Raw genomic sequence first — 19,845 nt, 5'->3', positions numbered from 1 at the left:
TTTTCAAGGAAATCAACAATTATACGTTGGAACTATTTTGTCAGAATTTGGAACCTTTATGTTAGTTAAACAACATAGGTTGGAATAGCTTTGGACAGCACTAGTAATATTCCCCTCAAGTTTGTTTAACTCTAAAACTATCATTATGAAAACAACAAGAGCGTTTGGGACATTTGTAATTACTAAAATTGTCGATAGGGTAAAAGCAGTATTCATTTTACAGTTGATATTGGCCATAGTTTTAAGTAGCACGGCACTTGGGTGTATTAAATCTGAAACCGATTTTCCAGTGGATCTCACCGGCAAGATTAAAGGGACAGTCAAGGACGAACTTGGGAATCCATATCCCAAAACCAAGGTATTCTTTGCCAATGGGTCCGATACGGTAGAAATGGTTACCGATATGGAAGGCAATTTCTCAGGGGAAACCGATAATTTAGGACACTATAGTGCCAGTATTATTCCTCCTTTATCCACAAAATTGGTAACAGAAATTCCAATTGCTGTTCAACTGCGGTACCATCAAGTGGCGAATGTAGATTTTGTCGTTAAACCCGAGAAGGTACCTGCCCACTTAAACTTTGGGAGTGTTCAATTATTGGAAGAAATTGTTGACAAGGAAGGTAACACTCCCACAGATCCCAATGAGCCTCTTTTTGCAGCAAATATATTTGATGATCCTATTGGCCTACTTACACCAATAATGGCTCCGGATAATCATCAGATTATATTATCGGAATTTCAAACGGCTAAGGGAAATTTGGTGGTGCACTGTAATGGCAATTCATCTATGGTGAAGGTGAATCTTGAGGGGATGATTCCCAACGGCACCTATACTTTTTGGTTGGCCTATCTCAACAAAACTAGGTCCGTTAGTGAACAAATAGATTTCATGAACGATTTCGTGAATTTCAACAATCCTCCTATAGGCCCCGATACCGGGACTGGCAATATTGTCATTGCCGATGCCAACGGAATACTAAAGGCTACTTTAGAACATGGTTCTTGCATCCTTACGGATGAAGTTGCACTGGTTATTCCCGTGTTATACCACATCAATGGAAAGACATTTGGAGGAGGGCATGTTCCCGATCCGGAGGAAATGGTTCATATGTTGGTCTATTTTCAGTAGAATTAGTCTGTGTTTAAAAAGGTTCCTCAAAATTTAAGGTAATTATTAAAATAAAGAAATCATGAAAACAAGATGTTATCCCAAAATTGATTTAATCGGAACTGTAATCGCCATAATCTTTTTATTTGTCTTTAATGGCTGTAGTAAAAGTGATGATGGAACCTCAGACATTGCCGTTAATAAAGTGACCATAAAGAGTAAGACACCCAATACTCCGGCGTCCTTAAAATTTGATGAAGAAGTAATACTTATTTATGATTACGAGATAGCCGATTCTAATGGCGGTAGAATATGGGTTCAACCCTATACCAATGGAAGCATTTCTCCAAAGTATAGTTATACATCTTCCCCATTACTTACTGGAAAGGGCACTAGAACTGTAATGATTTCCATTACATCCGGTGATAATGCAGTAGTAGTGGATCAATTAATGGTCAAGATAGCATCGGCCGATGGCAAAACAACCATTTCCGAATCCTTCGAGACTGTTAACTATACTTTTTCAAACTAGTTTGTGGAAATAATAGGTCTTATATAATAGTTAGTCAATACCACTATATGTCCTGGAGAATTAATAAAAAAAAGCCCCTCTGTTGAGGGGCAATTTTTTAGTTAAGTAGGTCTTTCAGTAAAATTTGGTTTATTATTATAAAGCGTTACTTTAAGGTTAAGTGCTGATTTGGGGAAAAAGCACTTGGAATTAAGTTTCGCGTTTGATTTGGGGTGAAACACTATCACTTAAATACAAGGTAAAGATAGAAGGATTAAACAGTTCCACTTAATTTTTGTTGTGAACACACTCCATAATGTTGTGAAAAAAACCAACGGTATCCTTTCTTCGATAAACAGCATAATAATTATTTTCTATCTCTTCTTTTTCGACTATTAATTTATTTGGAATCCATCATCTGGCCCTACATATTGGGGTCATAGAAGCAGAATGTTGGGTGGAACAATAGATTAGGGTTGCTTTGATGGTACTGTTGTTCCAAAACAGATTATCTTTGTCCGCATTTGTTGGGATAATATTATGGAAAAGAGCATGTTGGAGCAAAATATCAACGACGCAGGAAGTCAAGGCGGAAATCAAGTTTCCTATAGGCCTGAGATTCGCATAATAGCTGAGGATTATGAAATTCCGCAGTTGAATAGGAAAAGGAGAATATCGGTACTCTTGCCGGGTAGCTATGGGGTTAGCTCAAAAAGTTATCCGGTATTGTACTTACATGATGGCCAAAATCTATTTGATGGTGGTGGACCTTATGGCAACTGGGCCATTGATGAAAAGCTATCGGAATTGGCAAGAAAGGGAATGGGGGAGGTTATTGTTGTCGCTATAGATCATGCGGAAGAGGAAAGGGTATTGGAATTTTCACCCTTTAAAGAAACCAAATGGGGTAAAGGGGACGGCAAAAGGTATCTTAAGTTCTTGGTGGAAACCCTAAAACCTCATATTGATAAAAATTTTAGGACCTTAAAAGAAAGGGAGAATACTGGAGTTGGAGGGAGTTCAATGGGAGGTCTAATAAGTATCTATGCCGGGCTAAGATATCCTTCAGTGTTTGGAAAATTGATGATTTTTTCTCCTTCGCTGTGGATTACCCCCAAGATTTATTTTGACGCCATAGCATTTCATCAACCTTATCCTACCGATATCTATTTGTATGCTGGAGGTTCCGAAAGTGTGAATATGGTGGGGAATGTGAAAAGATTGAAACAAGTGCTTGAGGATAAGAACAAAGAGGGCACAATTGTTAATATTGAATTACATATTGATCCCCAAGGAAAACATGAGGAATGGTTTTGGAGCCAAGAATTCCCGGCAGCCATAGAATTTCTTTATTTTAGAAAATAAACTTAAAACAGTTTTATGATCAACATTACAAAGGACAAAAGTCTTTTTTCGGAAACCTTTATAGTACCGTTTGTACAAGGTGAAAATTTAGAAACGGACATTGCTACATTGGCGGGGGATCTACAGCTCCCCAAGTCATTGTTAATGGAACAAATAAAGGCCGAAAAAAAGGAAGTCTCCTTGTTTTTCCCCAATGGTCATAAAAGTATAAAAAGGGTATACTGTTTGGGTTTGGGAACAAAACCAACCTTAAAAGTGGTAATAGATGCTTTTAAGCGCTTCCTTCAAATGGAATCTGCCAAATTACCGTCCAATTTGAGCATTGATATTGGCAGCGCCAATTTTGACCCTGAATTTTTAGCTGTATTGACTGAAGGCCTCGTTAGTGGAATGTTGTTGGGGACCTATAAAAAGGGTATGTACCAAACATCGACTGTACCAGCGCATAAATGGGATTCCGAACAATTGACTTTACAAATCCTTGTTCCGGACAGTTTTGATGATATAGTAGAAGTAGCAGCAGACAAAGGCCGGGCCATAGCAGAAACCCAACTTAAGATGCTGGGATTGGTAAACGCCCCTAGCAATAAGCTTACCCCTATTAAATTGGGCCAGGAAGCAATAATGTCTGGTAAGGAATTTGGTTATAATGTGGAAGTCCATGATGAAAAGGCCATTGAAAAATTGGGATTATTTGCACTCAAGGCAGTCGGTCAGGGTAGTGAAACACCTGCAAGGTTCATTGTAATGGAATATAAGCCAAAAGCTATGGGTTCAAAAATACCCAAAGTGGGCTTGGTGGGCAAAGGTGTTACTTTTGATACAGGGGGCTTGTCCATAAAGGGGTCTTCCAACATGCATTATATGAAAAGCGATATGGGTGGAGCTGCGGCGGTACTGGGAACAATAGAGTTGGCCGCCAAACTTAAATTGCCCGTACATCTTATCGCCATTATACCCACCACAGAGAACTGTGTGGACGCCAAAGCTTTAAAACCGGGAGATGTTATTGGGTCTTACGCGGACAAGACAATCGAGATCATTGATACCGATGCAGAGGGACGCTTAATTTTAGCTGATGGAATTGCCTATCTAAATAAGAACTACAGTCCGGATGTAATGATAGACGTGGCTACCCTTACCGGAAGTTGTGTGCAAACCTTGGGCTATGTAGCAGGCGGGTTATTTACGAACAATGATGACCTTGCCCATGGCTTAACGACTGCCGGAGACCGGTGTGGGGAACGTTTGTGGCGACTTCCTTTGTGGGATTCCTATGAGGGGGATATAAAATCCGATATTGCCGATGTAAAGAATTATAGTGGCAAGCCCATTGCAGGAGCTATCAGCGCTGCGAAATTTCTGGAGTTTTTCACCAATGCACATACCAATTGGGCGCATTTGGACATTGCTGGGGTGGCCTTTGGTGACGCGGAATTCTATACCCAGAAAACGGCAACCGCTTTCGGGGTTAGATTGCTTACAGATTTTATTGCCGGTTTGGAGAAATAGTTTCCTATAGGCCCATAATTTCCTTTAGCCTCTTTTTGGGTTTTGGCAACTTAATTGAAGGGTAACAATCTTAACTAGAATCTTAATAAATAGGATAGGAAGTTTTTTTGCATGGTTTCTGATGCTAATTAGGGATTATTGGGTATTTTACAGTTAATAAGTTATACCTCACTACCATGACAGGAAATTCCGATCAAACCACTTTTTTGTGTATTAGCAGTTTTTTTAAGGGAGAGGATTTTATAAGGTCCTGTAAGGCTTTGGGCAACAAGGTGTTGTTGATCACCTCCAAGGGATTGGAACACAAAAAGTGGCCTCGCGAATCCATAGATGAAATTTTCTATATGCAGGAAAAGAGGGAAGGGGTATGGAATATGGACGACCTTATTTCTGGTCTCGCTTTTTTAATGCAGAACCAGAAAATAGACCGGATAGTGGCCTTGGACGATTTTGATGTCGAGAAAGCCACTTTAGTGCGCGAGCATTTTAGAATACCTGGTATGGGGCAGACTACAGGCAGGTATTTTAGGGACAAATTGGCCATGAGAATGAAAGCTGCGGAGGCCAATATTCCAGTTCCATCCTTTACTCCATTGTTCAATAATAGAGAAATAGATGAATATACAAAACGTGTGCTTCCACCTTGGTTGATCAAGCCACGTTCCGAAGCTTCTGCCACGGGGATACGCAAAATATTCTCTAAGGAAGAGTTATGGGCAGTGTTGGAATCTTTGGGCGATCGTAGACATGAGTACCTGTTGGAGAAATTTGCTCCGGGCGACGTTTATCACGTAGATTCCTTATCTGTGGATGGTAAGATTGTTTTTACACTGGCTTCGCAATATTTAAGTACCCCTATGGACGTGGCCCACGGACACGGTATCTTTAGATCCGTTACATTGAAGATGGATTCTCCGGATTCCTTGGGCTTAATGGAAATCAATGAAGAAGTCCTAAAGGCCTTCGGAATGCGATTTAGCGCCTCGCACAGCGAGTATATTAAATCTCGGGATACTGGGGAGTTTTATTTTTTGGAAACGGCCTCTAGGGTCGGTGGGGCCCATTTGGCGGAAATGGTGTCCTTTGCTTCTGGAATTAATTTGTGGGCAGAATGGGCAGTGATCGAAGATGCCATGGCCAAAGGAAAACCATACAAGCTGCCCGCGGTAAAAAACCAATTTGCGGGTATTGTGGTTTCCTTATGCAGATTTCAATACCCTGACTATTCCTGTTTTACAGATCAGGAAATATGCTGGCAATTGCAGAAGGAGTACCATATAGGCCATATTGTACAATCGGAGAGTCAGGAAAGGGTGCTGGAATTGCTAAACGAGCATACCAGACGTATCCAAATCGACTTTCACGCAAGTACCTAATATGTCTTGGGAAGAGCTCTAAGGAGGTGAAAGATTTTAAAGTATCTCTAGTCTTCAAAGAAACCTACACTGGCCCCTACCCAATCTTTGTCTTTGTTATAGCGAACCCCGACCATTTCACCCTTGCTTATACGCACTAGATTGTTGACTACTCTGGCCTTTTTTTCGCCTTTTTCCCATATCATCAACATCCTGATTTCACATTTGGCCGGACCTGTTGGGGTCTTTATAGCCGGTGCATAAGCCACTTTTTTCTGCAAGATGTAGTTTTCCCTATCTTCTACTGCGTCAAGATCTTGTTTTGTGACATTGATGAGTACTCCCGATCCGGCAAATGAAAATAATGGCTTTAATACATAGTTTTCCAAGTCCTCTGGATACTTTTCCAATTGGTGCAAGAAATGGCAGGCGGGAACATAAGGGCTGTTGATCAAGGGCATAGTAAATTTACTTATCCTAAAAAACCAATTGGGATGCCCTATCCATTCTACATCGTATTCCTTGGTAAAATCGAATTGTCGCTGAAGATCGTCCCTTTTAAACAGCTCGTCAAAAATAACCCGATTATAAATTCGGTGTACTTGGACTTTTAGACCCTGTCCATTAAGGTAAAAAACATTTTTCCCTTCGGTAATCAATTCGCTTATACAAACTACTTTTATTCCCAAATGGTGGGCCGTCCCCAAAAAATCAATTTGGGTGGTCTGTTTATGAGGTTCAATTTCCAGAAGTATCACATTTTCCGGGGAACAGTCACCTACAATAATCTCCCTTAGTTTCTCAACATATTCTGATGAGGAAATGCCATGTAAATGATGATAGTTGGATGGAATTTTAAAGTGGTCCCTATAGCCCTTGGCCATTAGTTCCTGAAAAAAATAAAGGGTTGGAAAACCTTGCACTTCCACCATTTGGGGCATTAAATTTCCTTCCCTATCCAAGCATATTCCAAAGTCCATTTGAAGAAATGTAGTGTGTTCATCTTCCCCCGGGACCAATCTGGATATATCTTGAAGGGCGTTTTGGGTCAGCTCCTTAAAATTGGGACTGCAGATAACATTGTTCACCTCATCGCAGGCTTCCAATAATCTATGTTTTAGGTATTTGGGAATAAAGATAGGGGTCTCAGCGATGCGAAAGGAAGGTTTGTGGTTGTAGGTCGAACGGATCCCTTCTAAAAAAGTATTGTATTTATCATCCGTGAATGCGGCATTGTACTGCTGACGAAGATGTTCTACCATGAAAACCTATGTTATGAGAGTTGTTTGGATAATCCAATCTTTTTAATGGCATTGTCTATAAATCCCGGTATTATGGAATTGTAGGTAGATTCCAAATTGTCCGTATCCCTTATGTGGGTCATCATATTGTCATATTTCCTTTTCCCATAGGTGGCTACTACCTTTTCTTCGTTTTCCGGTTTGGCAAAGTGCGCTTCCATACTCACCGGTTCAGCCTCGGGATGAAATTGTACACCCACAAATTCATCGGAAAAACGAACCGCCATAATTGCCCTCTCGTATTCAACATGTGTCCGGATTTTCTCCAGAGCCAATATTTTGGCGCCTTTTTCCTCAAAAACCTTCAATCGTGGTTGAATAAGCTGCCAATCCCTGGAATCCACTGCAAAGAACGGATCGGGCAATTTGGAAAACAATGCATCGGCTTTACCATGTTTGGTCTTATGGATGGGTAAAACCCCAAAAGATGGGGATTTTCGTTTTGTAATTTCTCCTAGACCAAAATGATGACATACCATTTGATAGGAATGGCAAATAAAGAAAACGTATTTCTTGGGATAATTGCCATTTGCATTATGTTCCCATAATTGGTCTATAAGGGAATAGTATTTCTTATCCCATATGCCGTTTCCTTCCAAAGGATTTCCCGGCCCTCCGGAAGATATGTAAATATCATAGCTGGTATCGGGAATTTCATTTTTGGTCCTAACGTCAAAAAATTGGTAATCGGCTCTGGCGCTGAATTTATCCAAAATTTCACGTATACATCTGAGTCCTTGATTTGGAATTCCATTATATAGGTCCAAAACGGCAATCTTTTTTTTTCTATCCAACATTTTTCTTGTTCATTTAAATACCTGCAACCGTCTCCTTCAAAATAAAATCGACTACATCATTAAGGCTTTTGGTTTTTTCAAAAACGGCCAATTGTCTGTCCGCCCCTGTCCCTTCATTTAAAATTTTATGGATTTTATTGATTTCATCCCTGCTTCCGAGTTCATCTACCACATCATCTACAAATTCCAGCAACTCCAAAATTAATTCTTTTGTTGGAACTTCTATAGATTTTCCAAAGTCGATCATCTTGCCATCAATTCCATATCTTGAGGCCCGCCATTTGTTTTCGTTGATCAATGCCCTTTTGTAAATAATAAAGTTGAGGTTGCTTCTTCTTAGAATATAAAGCTTGGCCACCAAAGCCTGAATTAATGCCGTTATGGTAACGGTTTCATCTATTGTTAAGGGGACATCACAGATCCTAAATTCAATAGTCGGATAAAAAGGGTGCACCCTTACATCCCACCATATTTTCTTGGCGTTGTCTATGCACTTTGTCTGTACCAGAAGATTAACATAGCGCTCGTATTCCCCGGCACCTGTAAAGAAATCCGGAATACCGGTACGCGGAAATTTATCAAAAACTTTGGTACGGAAAGATTTAAAGCCTGTATTTCTACCCTCCCAAAAAGGGGAGTTGGTAGAGAGTGCGTAAATATGGGGCAAAAAATATCGCACGGAATTATAGATGTGGATGGCCATTTCCCTATCCTCAATACCCACGTGTACATGAAGTCCAAAAATGAGGTTGGACCGGGCGGCATCCTGCAATTCCTGAACAATTTCATCATATCTCGGGTGCACTGTGATTAATTGCTTTTCCCATTCCGAGAATGGGTGGGTACCTGCTGCGGCTATGCGTAGGCCTAGACCGGAGGCAACCTCCGATATTGTTTTTCGCAAATGTGTTACTTGGGACCGAACCTCTCTAATGTCCTTGCAAATGACCGTACCCACTTCAACTACGGCTTGGTGCATTTCTGCCTTTACTTGTCCTTCCAAGATCTCATCGGCAATTTCTACAATTTTTTGCTCATGGGAAGTCAGTTCACGAGTATTGGGATCTATTACTTGATATTCTTCTTCTACTCCTAATGTAAAATCCATTGGTCTCCAGGTATTTCAGTTTGGGCATTGTCAAAATTATTTTGACTTGCGTTTGGTTGTTGTGGCCTTTTTGACCGGTTTTTTGGTGGCGGCCGTTGTTGTCTTAGCTGGGGTTTCCTTTTTTGCTTTGGTCGCTGCTGCTTTTGCCGGAGCTTTTTTTACCGCCGTGGCTTTAGCGGCAGGTGTTGTTGTTTTTGCGGGGGCCTTTTTTGCGGGAGTTTTTTTGGCTGCAGGTTTTTTTGTGGTCGGGGCAACCGCATTCTTGACAAATGTTCCCCAGGTAAGGTTCATCTGGCCTGGTTTGTGCTCTTGTGCTCTTTTTATGGCCATATTTGCCGCTGTCTCCACAACCCATTCAAAGTTTTCTAGCCCAACGGAATTAATATCGGCATCCGGGGCAGGATTGCAAAAATCTATAGCGTAAGGTATACCGTCCCTTACAGCGAATTCTACGGTGTTGAAATCATACCCTAAGGCTGCATTTAGTTTTATGGTGTAGTCCTTGACCGTATCCAAAAGTTTTTGGCTCAAGGGAGGTCCGTCATGTACATATCTTAAATGGTGCGGGTTACGGGGTTCGTATTGCATAATTCGCACCTCATTACCGCCAAGGCAATAGCAACGGAAATATTCATTGAAGACGATTTCCTCTTGTAGCATCATTATAAGTTGTCCAGTTTCGCTGTGACTCTTAAAAAACTCATCGGCATTATTAAGTTTATAGACATTTTTCCATCCGCCTCCAGCAAAAGGCTTCATATATGCGGGAAAACCGATATGTTCAAAAATACCATCCCAATCCATGGGATATTTTAAATTTCTGAACGAATTTTCCGTGGTATCATCTGGTCTTTCCTTTGAAGGTAGAAGCACGGTTTTGGGTACTGGAACCCCAGTTTTTATGGCCAGTGCATTATTGAAAAATTTTTCATCCGCGCTCCACCAAAAAGGATTGTTGAGAACTGCTGTGCCCGATATGGCCGCGTTTTTTAGGTATGCTCTATAAAAGGGAACGTCCTGGGATATACGATCTATGATAACGGCATATTCCGTAGGGTCGGCCTGCATTACCTTGTCTATCATGACGGCCTCGGCCATTATCCCATTTATTTTTTTTTCATTTATTCTATCTATAAAGGCTTGGGGAAAGGTATTTTCCTGGCCGAATAGTATTCCAATTTTTTTCATACGGTTTATGTATTAAAGTTTACATTAAGGATAAATAATGGGGAAACATTTCGCGCCATATAGGCCAGTCGTGACTTGCATTGGGCCGATTGTCCAGCCAATGATCAATACCTTTATTGGATAATATTGCCGACATTCCGAGGTTGGCACCCAAACAAATATCATGTTCGCTGGTACCTAAAATTATTTTCATATTATACAGATCGGGATGATTCATGTTGGGCAGGTAATCCACAGGATTATTAAAATAAACATTGTCGTCGTAATACCCATCCAATTGGTCCCTGATGTCGAAAGCCCCGCTCATGGTGAATAGGTGGCTAACCTTTTCGGGATGTCTAAAGGCAAAATTTGCTGCGTGATAGCCTCCGAAGCTACAACCTGCAACGGCTACTTTGCCAATAGGGGATTCGTGTTGTACTTTGGCCACTACTTCCTCCAAAATCATTTTGTCGTACCAAATATGGTTTTTAACACGGTCCGCAGGATGTATGGACCTATTGTACCAACTGTATTCGTCAATACTGTCCAAGCAATATACCTTCACCTTGCCTTGTTCTATGAACCAGGCAATGGAGTCTATTAAATGAAAATCCTTGCTTTCGTAATACTTCCCTCTGGTTGTCGGGAAAATTAACAAAGGATAGCCCCAATGACCATAAACTATCATTTCCATTTCCTTGCTCAGATTCGGGGAATACCATTTATGATAGTTCTCTTCCAAAATGTATTTATTAAAGGTTGGGGAAGTATCTCCTTGTCTTAAAGTTAGCCAAAATTATGATGCCAACAAATCTGATTTAAGGAAAGATCGGCATTTATGGATGTGCCTCAAGGATAGTTTTTCCCCATCACAAGTGGAAATGATTCAAAAGCATTGATTATCAATGCCTTTGAATTTAGGTCAAAAATAGAAAGGAGTATCTGTAAAAGGTAAATTTTTGTTTTTCAGCCTCTATCACTGCCGCCTAATACTCATCCAAATGTTCTGGATATAGAAAGTTATTATATGGAAATCTGGTTATATGAATGTCCCGGACCTCGTCATATACACGTTTTCTGAATTCTTCCAAATTCTCCTTGTTCAGGGCCGAAATAAATAGGGCCCTATCCCCAACGCGTCGCATCCAGGTATTCTTCCACTCTTCAATAGTGAAGTGTTTGTTTGTTTTTTCTGTAATCAAATCATCGTCATCAATAGTCTTGTGTTCGTATTGATCTATCTTGTTAAAAACCATAATGGTTTTTTTGTCAGAACTTTTTATTTCGGTAAGAATTTGGTTTACAGAATCTATATGCTCTTCAAAATTGGGGTGGGAGATATCAACTACGTGCAACAACAGGTCTGCTTCGCGCACCTCATCCAAAGTACTTTTAAAACTTTCTACCAATTGTGTGGGCAGTTTTCTAATGAATCCCACCGTATCACTCAATAAAAAGGGAAGGTTGCCTATCACCACTTTTCTAACCGTGGTGTCCAAGGTTGCGAATAGCTTGTTCTCGGCAAAGACATCACTTTTACTAATAACGTTCATCAGGGTAGATTTGCCTACATTGGTATATCCTACCAAGGCTACACGGACAAGTGCCCCGCGATTACCTCTTTGTGTTTCCATCTGCTTATCTACCTTCAATAATTTTTTCTTTAAAAGCGAAATTCTATCACGGACAATACGTCTATCGGTTTCGATCTCCGTTTCACCCGGCCCACGCATTCCAATACCCCCCTTTTGTCTTTCCAAGTGGGTCCAGAGACCGGTAAGTCTTGGGAGCAAATATTCGTATTGTGCCAATTCTACTTGGGTACGGGCGTAACTGGTCTGTGCCCTTTGGGCAAAAATATCCAGGATTAGACTGGTACGGTCCAGGATTTTACATTTTAATTGTCTTTCAATGTTTCTCTGTTGTCCCGGTGTTAGTTCATCATCGAATATTACGGATCCAATATCATTGCTCTTCACATAGGCCTCCACTTCCAACATTTTACCGCTTCCAATATAGGTTTTAGGGTTGGGCAGATCTATTCGTTGAACAAAGCGTTTACAAACCTCACCTCCAGCAGTATAGGTAAGGAATTCCAGTTCATCCAGATATTCGTTTACCTTTTCCTCATTCTGGTCCTTGTTCATTACCCCTATGAGCACTGCCTTTTCATATTCTATGGTCTTCTTCTCTAGCATATACTTATTTAAAGTACAAATCTAATCAATACTTGCCAAGGGTTTTTCGTATTTTAGCAATGGATTAAATATTTTGGATGAAATTTTCATTTTTTAAGAAAAAATCGATCAATACTCTCCATACGGTGGCTTTCTATAATCTAGAAAACCTATTCGACGCCAAGAATGACTACAATACCTTGGATGATGATTTTACCCCCAATGGATCTAAAAAATGGACTCCAAAGCGCTATCAAAACAAATTGTCAAGACTTGCCAAGACCATAAGCCAAATTGGGCGGGAATCTGCAGGGTTTCCTCCTGTCCTTGTTGGAGTAGCCGAGGTTGAAAATGGAAAGGTGGTTCAGGATTTATTGTCTACAGATCCCTTAAATGGGTACAATTATCATTATGTTCACTATGATTCCCCGGATGAGAGGGGGATAGATAACGCCTTGCTTTACAATAGGGATAATTTTGAAGTAATGGGATCGGAGGCTATTCCATTGATAATACATAATGATAATGGCCAACGCGATACTACACGGGATATTTTATATGTAAACGGCGTTCTAAATGGGGAGGAGGTCCATATTTTTGTAAACCATTGGCCCTCCAGAAGGAATGGGGAGGTAGAAACCGATTATAAGCGGATTGCTGCAGCGAAAACCATTATTGCGTATATGGAAAACCTGGAGCAAAGTATTGAAAACCCCAATTATATTGTAATGGGAGATTTTAATGATGGTCCTACATCTGCCAGTCTCCAGACCCTGATGAGTAGGAATAGTTTGCACAACCCCATGGAGAGATTAAAGTCACCAGATCGGGGAAGTGCCAACTATAAGAGGTCTTGGAGCCTTTTCGATCAAATTATTGTATCCCATAATTTTTTCAATTACGAACGGGGCACCCATAGTTTTGCCGAGGCCAATATTTTTGATGAGGCCTTTCTCGCGGAATATAAGGGAAAGTACAAAGGTAGCCCACATAGAACCTATGTGGGAAGGCGATATATGGGAGGTTTTAGTGATCATTTTCCGGTTTACGTTCAATTTAAGTTCAATATTTAAAATAATTCTTTCCATAAAGTGAACCGTTCATGTTGTTTTTTTGACAGTTCACAACAAAACCATGCGGTTCATCGAATAAAAAGGTGCGTTAATCGATAATATTTGCTTGTTGTAGTATATTTGTAGTCCAAATCTTACTATAAACTTTATCATGGCTTACGCAAACCTTACTTTGTTAAAGATTAGCAGGAGTTTACTTCCAATAGCTTTTTGCCTTGCTACCTATAGCTCGTTTGCACAAACCGAGAAACAAATCCACATCATTAAGGATAAGTACCGCAGTTCAAAATTAGGCGTGTTTACCAATGACCTAAAAAGGAATTTTGATAAAGAAAACAATAACTTGTTACAGGCCGCTAAGACCAATGGCTGGAAATTAACGGAAAGATTGGCAGATGGAAATTTTAGCGAACTTACTGCTATTGGCGATGATGGAACACCTCTTTACTACAGTACTTTCAGCACAGAACTAAATACAGCTACTAGGGCCAATGCCTTGCATGATAATGGTTTATTGGATTTAGGTATTAACGGAGAGAACATGTTGGTAGGGGTTTGGGACGCGGGAGCAGTTCTAACAAACCACAAGGAATTTGGCGATAGGGTACAGACTTTGGATGAAAGTGAAATTGTGGATTCCCATGCCACCAGGGTCACAGGTATTTTGGTTGCGGAAGGTTTGGATAAAAAGTCGAAAGGAGTTGCTTACAAGGCAAAGGCCGTTTCCAATGACTGGAGAAGGGATAAAATTGAAGTTGCGGAAATGGCGGCCGATGGCCTGTTGTTATCCAACCATTCTTACGGAATTATGTCCGACCGCGTGCCGGATTGGTATTTTGGATCTTATATCCAAGTTTCTAGGGATTGGGACAAAATTATGTACAATGCGCCCTATTATTTAATGGTGACCGCCGCTGGAAATTCCCAAAAAAGCAAGGATAATGAGGCTCCAATTTTTGGTTCGGCTTCCAATGGTTTTGATTTGATGTTGGGATTTGCGACTTCCAAAAACGGAGTTACTGTTGCTGCGGCAGATATTGAGACCAATGATCAAGGGCAATTGTTAAGGGCATCTGTAACTACATATTCCAGTTTCGGACCTGTTGATGATGGCCGTATTAAGCCGGATATTGCCGCATATGGCACCAACATTTATACTACTGGAATTGCCAATGACACCAAATATGAGACCGCTAGTGGAACTTCGGTAGCTACTCCGGGTGTAACCGGATCTATGTTGTTGATCCAGGAATATCACGAACAAATGGAAGGTAGTTTTATGAGGGCCGCCACTTTAAAAGGTTTGGTTCTGCATACTGCAGACGATGTTGATGCTCCAGGTCCCGATTACAAAATGGGCTGGGGAGTTATTAATTCAAAATCGGCCGTAGAGGTAATAGCGAACAAAGGATTTTCCTCCATTATTTCTGAAGAAACACTTACAGAGGGCGAAACTAAAACCTATAAGGTTGTGGCAAATGGAACAGAACCATTGTCAGCCTCTATTTCTTGGACAGATCCTGCTACGGGAGCGGTAAATTCAGGAACTTTAAATGATATGTCGGCAGCCTTGGTCAACGATTTGGATATTCGTATCACCAAGGACGGCAAAACCTTTTTACCTTGGAAGCTTAATGCGGCCAAGTCAGATGCTCCAGCAGTTAACGGAGACAATAGGGTGGATCCATTTGAAAAAATAGATATAGAGAATGCCCAAGGGGATTATACTATTACAGTAACCCATAAAAATACCCTTAACCAAGGACCACAGAATTTTTCCATCATCGTTACGGGGGTTGCCCTTACCGACTGTGTTCTTGTTACTCCTGAAGATATTGAGCTGACCACTTCTGATGACACTGCGGTAACGCTAAACTGGACAGCCAATACGGATGCCCTTTTTCAAATTGAATACAAAGAGAAAGCTAGTAGCGAATGGAATGTGGAAACAACCTTCGATAACTTTATTAGCCTAAATAATTTAGTTGAGGGAATGGAATATAGCCTTAGGGTGAAAACATTTTGCTCCGAAAATATAAGTTCGGAATACAGTGAGGAATATGAATTTACCTTTAAGGGAAGCGAAACCGAACTTTTAGACTATATGGAGTATGAAACCTTAACTTTGGAGGTACAGTTTTCCATTTTTCCCAATCCGGTACAAACTTCAATGACCATTAATGGCGATGTTTCCGAAGATGCCATGTATAAAATAGTTTCCCTAAACGGGATCGTGGTGAAATCTGGAAAGGCCGAGCAAAAACAAATTTATATTGCCGATCTGACCACTGGCCTGTACGTGCTGACCTTAGCAGATCTGGAAGGATCAAAATCTATTAAGTTTTACAAGTCCTAGTCTTGAAAATATCTCTTGTAACTGCCCTAAATTCTTTTAATTTCACTTTCATCCAATAGTTCATCATTCCGTAAGCGTAGGAATACCTGCGCTGTTGTGATCACGTCCAATTCGCAATATTTTACAATGCGGTCCAGGTCCTTATCCTCATAGTAAACGGTTTTAACCATGCTGCCGTCTATATCCTCTTTTGGAGAGGGAATGCCTAGGATATTTGCCATAAGCTTAAGGGAGGTATAATGCTTGAAGTCTCCAAATTTCCACAGTTCCATAGTGTCCAAATGAGCTATTTCCCAAGGCTTTTTGCCAAAAAGATCCAACTTGTTGGGCAAATCTACCCTGTTGATGATCATGCGTCTTGCGATATAGGGAAAATCGAATTCCTTGCCATTGTGACCGCACAATAGGTGGTGGGGACGATTGAAATGCGTATCCAACAAATTTTTGAAATCCTTGAGGATCTTAATCTCTTCTCCATAAAATGAGGTAACCCTAAACGTTCGAGTGTTTCCTTTATAATTAAAATAACCAACGGAAATAGTAATGATCTTTCCGAATTCTGCCCAAATTCCCGCCCTGTCATAGTATTCTTCGGCCGTAAACTCATCTTTTCGTTGATAGTGCGACTTATGCTCCCAAAGTTCCTTTTTAACGTCGTCCAGCTTATTATAATTCTCTTCCTCAGGAACTGTTTCTATGTCCAAAAAGAGTATGTGCTCCAAGTTAATTTTATGTAACATCCAAAGTTGATTATGACGTAAATGGGTTGATTATAATTTTGATAAAACAAGGGGAATTATAAATATACAAACAAATTTAGAACTGTTGTACAGGGCATTTTACCTGTTGTATAGCGGCACTTTGTGGTATGCATGATTGGAAGAACAAGAAGGTATTAACCGACCATACGGTTGGTACACAACTTGGAATTACCGTGGCGGATTGGGGATGCTTCCATAAAGAACACAGATATATCGATGTAAGTCGGCAATGGCATAGAAATATGCCTGTAAAGGATGATGTACCGACCGAAGGGTCTGTGAAATTAAAAGAGGGTCTGTTGTTTTGCGGGACTTTCGTGTTCCAAAAGCCATTTTTTACGATGCAATCCACCCGCATATCCCGTTAAGGAACCATCGCTGCCTATAACCCTGTGGCACGGGACTACTATCCATAACGGATTTTGGCCATTGGCCGAAGCAACGGCCCTTATGGCTTTGGTATCGCCTAAGGTTTTGGACAGTTCCAGATAGGAAACTGTTTTACCATAGGGTATTTGTTGTAGGGCTTGCCAAACTTTTTTTTGAAAATCTGTTCCTTCGGGATTGAGTGTTAAGCTAAATTCCTTTCTTGTACCTTCAAAATACTCCCGAAGCTGATATACGGCATCTTCGAGCAATTCAGGAATAATATCAGATAGTTCTTCCTCACTATCATACACAGTTATAGAAGTTAACCCGTCTTCATCACCTTCAATTTTTGCAATACCCAAAGGTGTGTTGATATAAACGGCCTCCATTACTCCTGATTTTTATTTCCTTGAATTATTCCTAAACGTTTGGCCCTTTCGTTCCAATTTTTCCGCGCCAGATGTTGTAGGTTCTCAACATTGTCGCTTTCGTCCATTATTTCAAGGCCCAATAAGGTCTCCAATATGTCTTCCATAGTTACCACCCCACTAATGGAACCATATTCATCCACAACTAGGGCTATATGTTCCCTTTGGGAGATAAAGGTTTCAAATAACTCGGGTATCGGAGTTTGTCGGTTACTTACCAATATTTCCCTTTTAATACTGGAAAGTGGCGCGCTCCCATTTTTTTTAATTATTTCCTCCAAAATCATGTCCTTCAAAACAAACCCGGTTATGTTATCCATTTTTTTGCTGTAAACAGGAATTCTGGAAAATGGCATTTTGGGGTTGGCATTATAAAATTCCTTGATGGTGGTGGATTCCGAAGCAATTTTTACCACCGCCCTTGGGGTCATGATGTCCTTTACCTTAATTTCGTCAAAGTTGAGGAGATTTCTAATTATCGTGGATTCCGATTCTTGAAATACGCCTTCCTCGTGGGCAATATCGGTCATGGCGCTAAAATCTTCCCGGCTAAATACACTTCCATGAACGCCTTTTTTTCCGACCAGTCTTGTAAAAAGCTGCAATAGCCAAAGAATTCCGGTCCAACGAAGGGCCCAGACCATTATTTTTAGGGATGTTGTAGAGGCATGTGCCAATTGTTTCCAGTAGGTAGCACCTATGGTCTTGGGGATTATTTCCGATGCCACCAAGATCAGGATGGTCATGACGGTAGAGACCAATCCTACCATAGCGGCTTCCGTAAATTCCATACCTAAAATGGAGTTTACGGTATTTCCATATAATTCAGCATAAGCAACTTTTGCCTGCACACCCACTAGAATTGCCCCAACAGTGTGTGCTATGGTGTTTAAGGTGAGAATGGCAATAAGGGGCTTGTCCACATCTTTTTTTAAAGTTTCCAGCTCCTCGGCAAAGGATTTGCCTTCTTTTTTCTTTAGATTGATAAAAGTTTGTGGAACACTCAATAATACCGCTTCCAGAATAGAGCATAGAAAGGATACGAGGATGGATATAACTGCATAAAATATAAGTAACCCCATAAAAAAGTATAAAATACTAATGTACTAATAAAATAAGAAATTCTTAACTCAATCGATCAGAGAGTCGTAAAACACTTGCTGCACCGCGGAGCGAATATTAAATTTATAAATATTGGCATGCTCCCTGCTGGGGTATACCCGGTTGGATAGAAATATGTAAACCAATTGGGTTTGGGGATCGGCCCAAACAAAGGTTCCTGTAAACCCACTATGTCCAAAACTGTCCGGACTGGCACTTGGCGCAGGATAGGAATCGGCCAGAGTGAGCTCATGATTGTTTAGATCGGGCTTGTCGAAAATTAGACCTCTTCTGTTTTCGTTTTCCGGATATTGTACTTTGGTAAATTCCTTCACCGTAGCTTCGGACAAATACCGCTTACCACCATAACTACCATAATTCATGTACATCTGCATCATTTTAGCCAAGTCCGTTGCCGATGCAAATAGACCCGCGTTTCCGGAGACCCCGCCCATTAAGGCCGCGTTTTCGTCATGGACCCAGTCTTTGGTGAGCTCATGTCGGAATAAGGTGTCTATTTCCGTGGGCACTATTTTATTTTGATAGTTTTTGGTTTTGGGATTGAATCCCATAGTAGTTGCCCCAATAGGAGCATAAAAGTTTTGGGTTACATAGGTTTCGTAATCCGTACCGGTCAATCGTGAAATGATTTCGGGATAGAGCAAAAACGTAAGTCCGGAATATTTGTATTTTTTAATATCCGACACTTTAGACCTGTTGATCTTTCGGTATATTTTGTTCTTAAACCTATCCTTGATATATATATTATCATAGGCTTTGGTACTGAATCTACGACTGGGTTCATGTCTTACAAAACGATTTTTAACCGAACCATTCTTCTTCATCACCTCTTGAAGAAAAATGATATAGGGAACTAACCCGGCCTGATGCGCAAAGACTTCCCTTATGGTCAGTTCCTTTTTATCCTTTCTGTTGTTCCATTTAGGCCATAAGGTACTGAAGGGCGCATCCAAATCCAGTTTTCCTTCATCATGTAATTTCATCAAGGCGGGTAGCGGCCCCATTATTTTGGTTACGGATGCCAAATCATAGATATCCGTAAGACTTACAGCTTGTACACTGTCATAGGTATGAAATCCATAAGCCTTATGAAAAATGATCTTGCTGTTTTTGGCTGCCAAGACCTGTGCTCCCGGAAAGGCTTCCTCTTTAATGGCAAAGTTCATAATGGAATCTACCTTGGAGTGTATGAACAATGAATCCATTCCTACAGCAGAAGGATTTTCATAGCTAAGTGCCTCAGGATTGGGTGATTGTGCGTGGGATAGATGTGCGTTAAAAAATATACTTAACAGTATAATAATGGCATCATAATTACTTTTTTTCATA

17 protein-coding genes are annotated in these 19,845 nt (G+C 40.6%); 7 read left to right on the top strand and 10 right to left on the bottom strand.

Going from position 1 to position 19,845, the window contains the following annotated elements; genetic code table 11:
* Window positions 1-145 precede the first annotated feature (145 nt).
* The 5 genes from BUA60_RS01795 (at window position 146) to BUA60_RS01775 (ending at window position 5,875) form a co-directional block, all read left to right on the top strand.
* Window positions 146-1,132 carry a hypothetical protein gene (locus BUA60_RS01795; protein ID WP_072860031.1) on the top strand — a complete coding sequence of 329 codons (987 nt, stop codon included), beginning with the start codon at window positions 146-148 and terminating at the stop codon, window positions 1,130-1,132.
* A 61-nt stretch (window positions 1,133-1,193) separates the two neighbouring features.
* Entirely contained in the window at window positions 1,194-1,643 is a 450-nt protein-coding gene (locus BUA60_RS01790; RefSeq protein ID WP_072860030.1) for a hypothetical protein, read from the top strand.
* Between the two features lie 519 nt (window positions 1,644-2,162).
* Window positions 2,163-2,987 carry an alpha/beta hydrolase gene (locus BUA60_RS01785; RefSeq protein ID WP_072860029.1) on the top strand — a complete coding sequence of 275 codons (825 nt, stop codon included), beginning with the start codon at window positions 2,163-2,165 and terminating at the stop codon, window positions 2,985-2,987.
* Between the two features lie 15 nt (window positions 2,988-3,002).
* Entirely contained in the window at window positions 3,003-4,499 is a 1,497-nt protein-coding gene (locus tag BUA60_RS01780; RefSeq protein WP_072860028.1) for a leucyl aminopeptidase family protein, read from the top strand.
* A gap of 176 nt (window positions 4,500-4,675) precedes the next feature.
* Window positions 4,676-5,875, top strand: a complete 1,200-nt coding sequence (locus tag BUA60_RS01775) for an ATP-grasp domain-containing protein (RefSeq protein ID WP_072860027.1) — start codon at window positions 4,676-4,678, stop codon at window positions 5,873-5,875.
* A gap of 47 nt (window positions 5,876-5,922) precedes the next feature.
* On the opposite strand, the gene BUA60_RS01770 is transcribed toward BUA60_RS01775, so the two are convergent.
* The 6 genes from BUA60_RS01770 to hflX form a co-directional block, all read right to left on the bottom strand.
* Window positions 5,923-7,116 carry a hypothetical protein gene (locus BUA60_RS01770; RefSeq protein ID WP_072860026.1) on the bottom strand — a complete coding sequence of 398 codons (1,194 nt, stop codon included), beginning with the start codon at window positions 7,114-7,116 and terminating at the stop codon, window positions 5,923-5,925.
* Window positions 7,117-7,127: 11 nt separating this feature from the next.
* Window positions 7,128-7,952, bottom strand: coding sequence for a type 1 glutamine amidotransferase (locus BUA60_RS01765; RefSeq protein ID WP_072860025.1), 825 nt, complete (start codon window positions 7,950-7,952; stop codon window positions 7,128-7,130).
* A gap of 13 nt (window positions 7,953-7,965) precedes the next feature.
* Entirely contained in the window at window positions 7,966-9,060 is a 1,095-nt protein-coding gene (locus BUA60_RS01760) for a carboxylate-amine ligase (RefSeq protein ID WP_072860024.1), read from the bottom strand.
* Between the two features lie 36 nt (window positions 9,061-9,096).
* A complete protein-coding gene (locus BUA60_RS01755) occupies window positions 9,097-10,248 on the bottom strand; it encodes an ATP-grasp domain-containing protein (RefSeq protein ID WP_072860023.1) in 1,152 nt (383 codons plus the stop codon).
* 19 nt (window positions 10,249-10,267) lie between these two features.
* Complete coding sequence (locus BUA60_RS01750; RefSeq protein WP_072860022.1) at window positions 10,268-10,972, bottom strand: esterase family protein; 705 nt, start codon at window positions 10,970-10,972, stop codon at window positions 10,268-10,270.
* A 244-nt stretch (window positions 10,973-11,216) separates the two neighbouring features.
* A complete protein-coding gene (hflX, locus tag BUA60_RS01745) occupies window positions 11,217-12,428 on the bottom strand; it encodes a GTPase HflX (RefSeq protein ID WP_031446235.1) in 1,212 nt (403 codons plus the stop codon).
* Window positions 12,429-12,505: 77 nt separating this feature from the next.
* Between hflX and BUA60_RS01740 the strand changes: the two genes are divergently transcribed.
* Complete coding sequence (locus BUA60_RS01740; RefSeq protein WP_072860021.1) at window positions 12,506-13,480, top strand: endonuclease/exonuclease/phosphatase family protein; 975 nt, start codon at window positions 12,506-12,508, stop codon at window positions 13,478-13,480.
* 151 nt (window positions 13,481-13,631) lie between these two features.
* Window positions 13,632-15,836 (top strand): S8 family serine peptidase, encoded by a 2,205-nt coding sequence (locus tag BUA60_RS01735; RefSeq protein WP_072860020.1) that lies wholly within the window; start codon window positions 13,632-13,634, stop codon window positions 15,834-15,836.
* 26 nt (window positions 15,837-15,862) lie between these two features.
* Here BUA60_RS01735 and BUA60_RS01730 read toward each other — a convergent pair whose 3' ends face one another.
* From BUA60_RS01730 to BUA60_RS01715, 4 genes are all read right to left on the bottom strand, one after another.
* Window positions 15,863-16,576, bottom strand: coding sequence for a 3'-5' exonuclease (locus BUA60_RS01730; protein WP_072860019.1), 714 nt, complete (start codon window positions 16,574-16,576; stop codon window positions 15,863-15,865).
* A 305-nt stretch (window positions 16,577-16,881) separates the two neighbouring features.
* On the bottom strand, window positions 16,882-17,355 hold the full coding sequence (locus BUA60_RS01725) for a methylated-DNA--[protein]-cysteine S-methyltransferase (protein ID WP_072860018.1): 474 nt from the start codon (window positions 17,353-17,355) through the stop codon (window positions 16,882-16,884).
* Window positions 17,355-18,476, bottom strand: a complete 1,122-nt coding sequence (locus tag BUA60_RS01720) for a CNNM domain-containing protein (protein WP_072860017.1) — start codon at window positions 18,474-18,476, stop codon at window positions 17,355-17,357. The genes BUA60_RS01725 and BUA60_RS01720 overlap by 1 nt, the downstream gene beginning before the upstream one ends.
* 48 nt (window positions 18,477-18,524) lie before the next feature.
* Window positions 18,525-19,844: a serine hydrolase domain-containing protein gene (locus BUA60_RS01715; RefSeq protein WP_072860016.1), complete on the bottom strand. Its 1,320-nt coding sequence runs from the start codon at window positions 19,842-19,844 to the stop codon at window positions 18,525-18,527.
* Window position 19,845 lies beyond the last annotated feature (1 nt).

It is taken from the genome of Arenibacter palladensis (assembly GCF_900129275.1).
In the GTDB taxonomy this organism is placed as follows: domain Bacteria; phylum Bacteroidota; class Bacteroidia; order Flavobacteriales; family Flavobacteriaceae; genus Arenibacter; species Arenibacter palladensis.
This window is presented reverse-complemented; position numbering and strand designations above follow the sequence as displayed.

Coding starts and splice junctions, on each gene's coding strand:
- BUA60_RS01795 (WP_072860031.1), top strand. CDS start 146: ATGAAAACAACAAGAGCGTTTGGGACATTTGTAATTACTAAAATTGTC.
- BUA60_RS01790 (WP_072860030.1), top strand. CDS start 1,194: ATGAAAACAAGATGTTATCCCAAAATTGATTTAATCGGAACTGTAATC.
- BUA60_RS01785 (WP_072860029.1), top strand. CDS start 2,163: ATGGAAAAGAGCATGTTGGAGCAAAATATCAACGACGCAGGAAGTCAA.
- BUA60_RS01780 (WP_072860028.1), top strand. CDS start 3,003: ATGATCAACATTACAAAGGACAAAAGTCTTTTTTCGGAAACCTTTATA.
- BUA60_RS01775 (WP_072860027.1), top strand. CDS start 4,676: ATGACAGGAAATTCCGATCAAACCACTTTTTTGTGTATTAGCAGTTTT.
- BUA60_RS01770 (WP_072860026.1), bottom strand. CDS start 7,116: ATGGTAGAACATCTTCGTCAGCAGTACAATGCCGCATTCACGGATGAT.
- BUA60_RS01765 (WP_072860025.1), bottom strand. CDS start 7,952: ATGTTGGATAGAAAAAAAAAGATTGCCGTTTTGGACCTATATAATGGA.
- BUA60_RS01760 (WP_072860024.1), bottom strand. CDS start 9,060: ATGGATTTTACATTAGGAGTAGAAGAAGAATATCAAGTAATAGATCCC.
- BUA60_RS01755 (WP_072860023.1), bottom strand. CDS start 10,248: ATGAAAAAAATTGGAATACTATTCGGCCAGGAAAATACCTTTCCCCAA.
- hflX (WP_031446235.1), bottom strand. CDS start 12,428: ATGCTAGAGAAGAAGACCATAGAATATGAAAAGGCAGTGCTCATAGGG.
- BUA60_RS01740 (WP_072860021.1), top strand. CDS start 12,506: ATGAAATTTTCATTTTTTAAGAAAAAATCGATCAATACTCTCCATACG.
- BUA60_RS01735 (WP_072860020.1), top strand. CDS start 13,632: ATGGCTTACGCAAACCTTACTTTGTTAAAGATTAGCAGGAGTTTACTT.
- BUA60_RS01730 (WP_072860019.1), bottom strand. CDS start 16,576: ATGTTACATAAAATTAACTTGGAGCACATACTCTTTTTGGACATAGAA.
- BUA60_RS01725 (WP_072860018.1), bottom strand. CDS start 17,355: ATGGAGGCCGTTTATATCAACACACCTTTGGGTATTGCAAAAATTGAA.
- BUA60_RS01720 (WP_072860017.1), bottom strand. CDS start 18,476: ATGGGGTTACTTATATTTTATGCAGTTATATCCATCCTCGTATCCTTT.
- BUA60_RS01715 (WP_072860016.1), bottom strand. CDS start 19,844: ATGAAAAAAAGTAATTATGATGCCATTATTATACTGTTAAGTATATTT.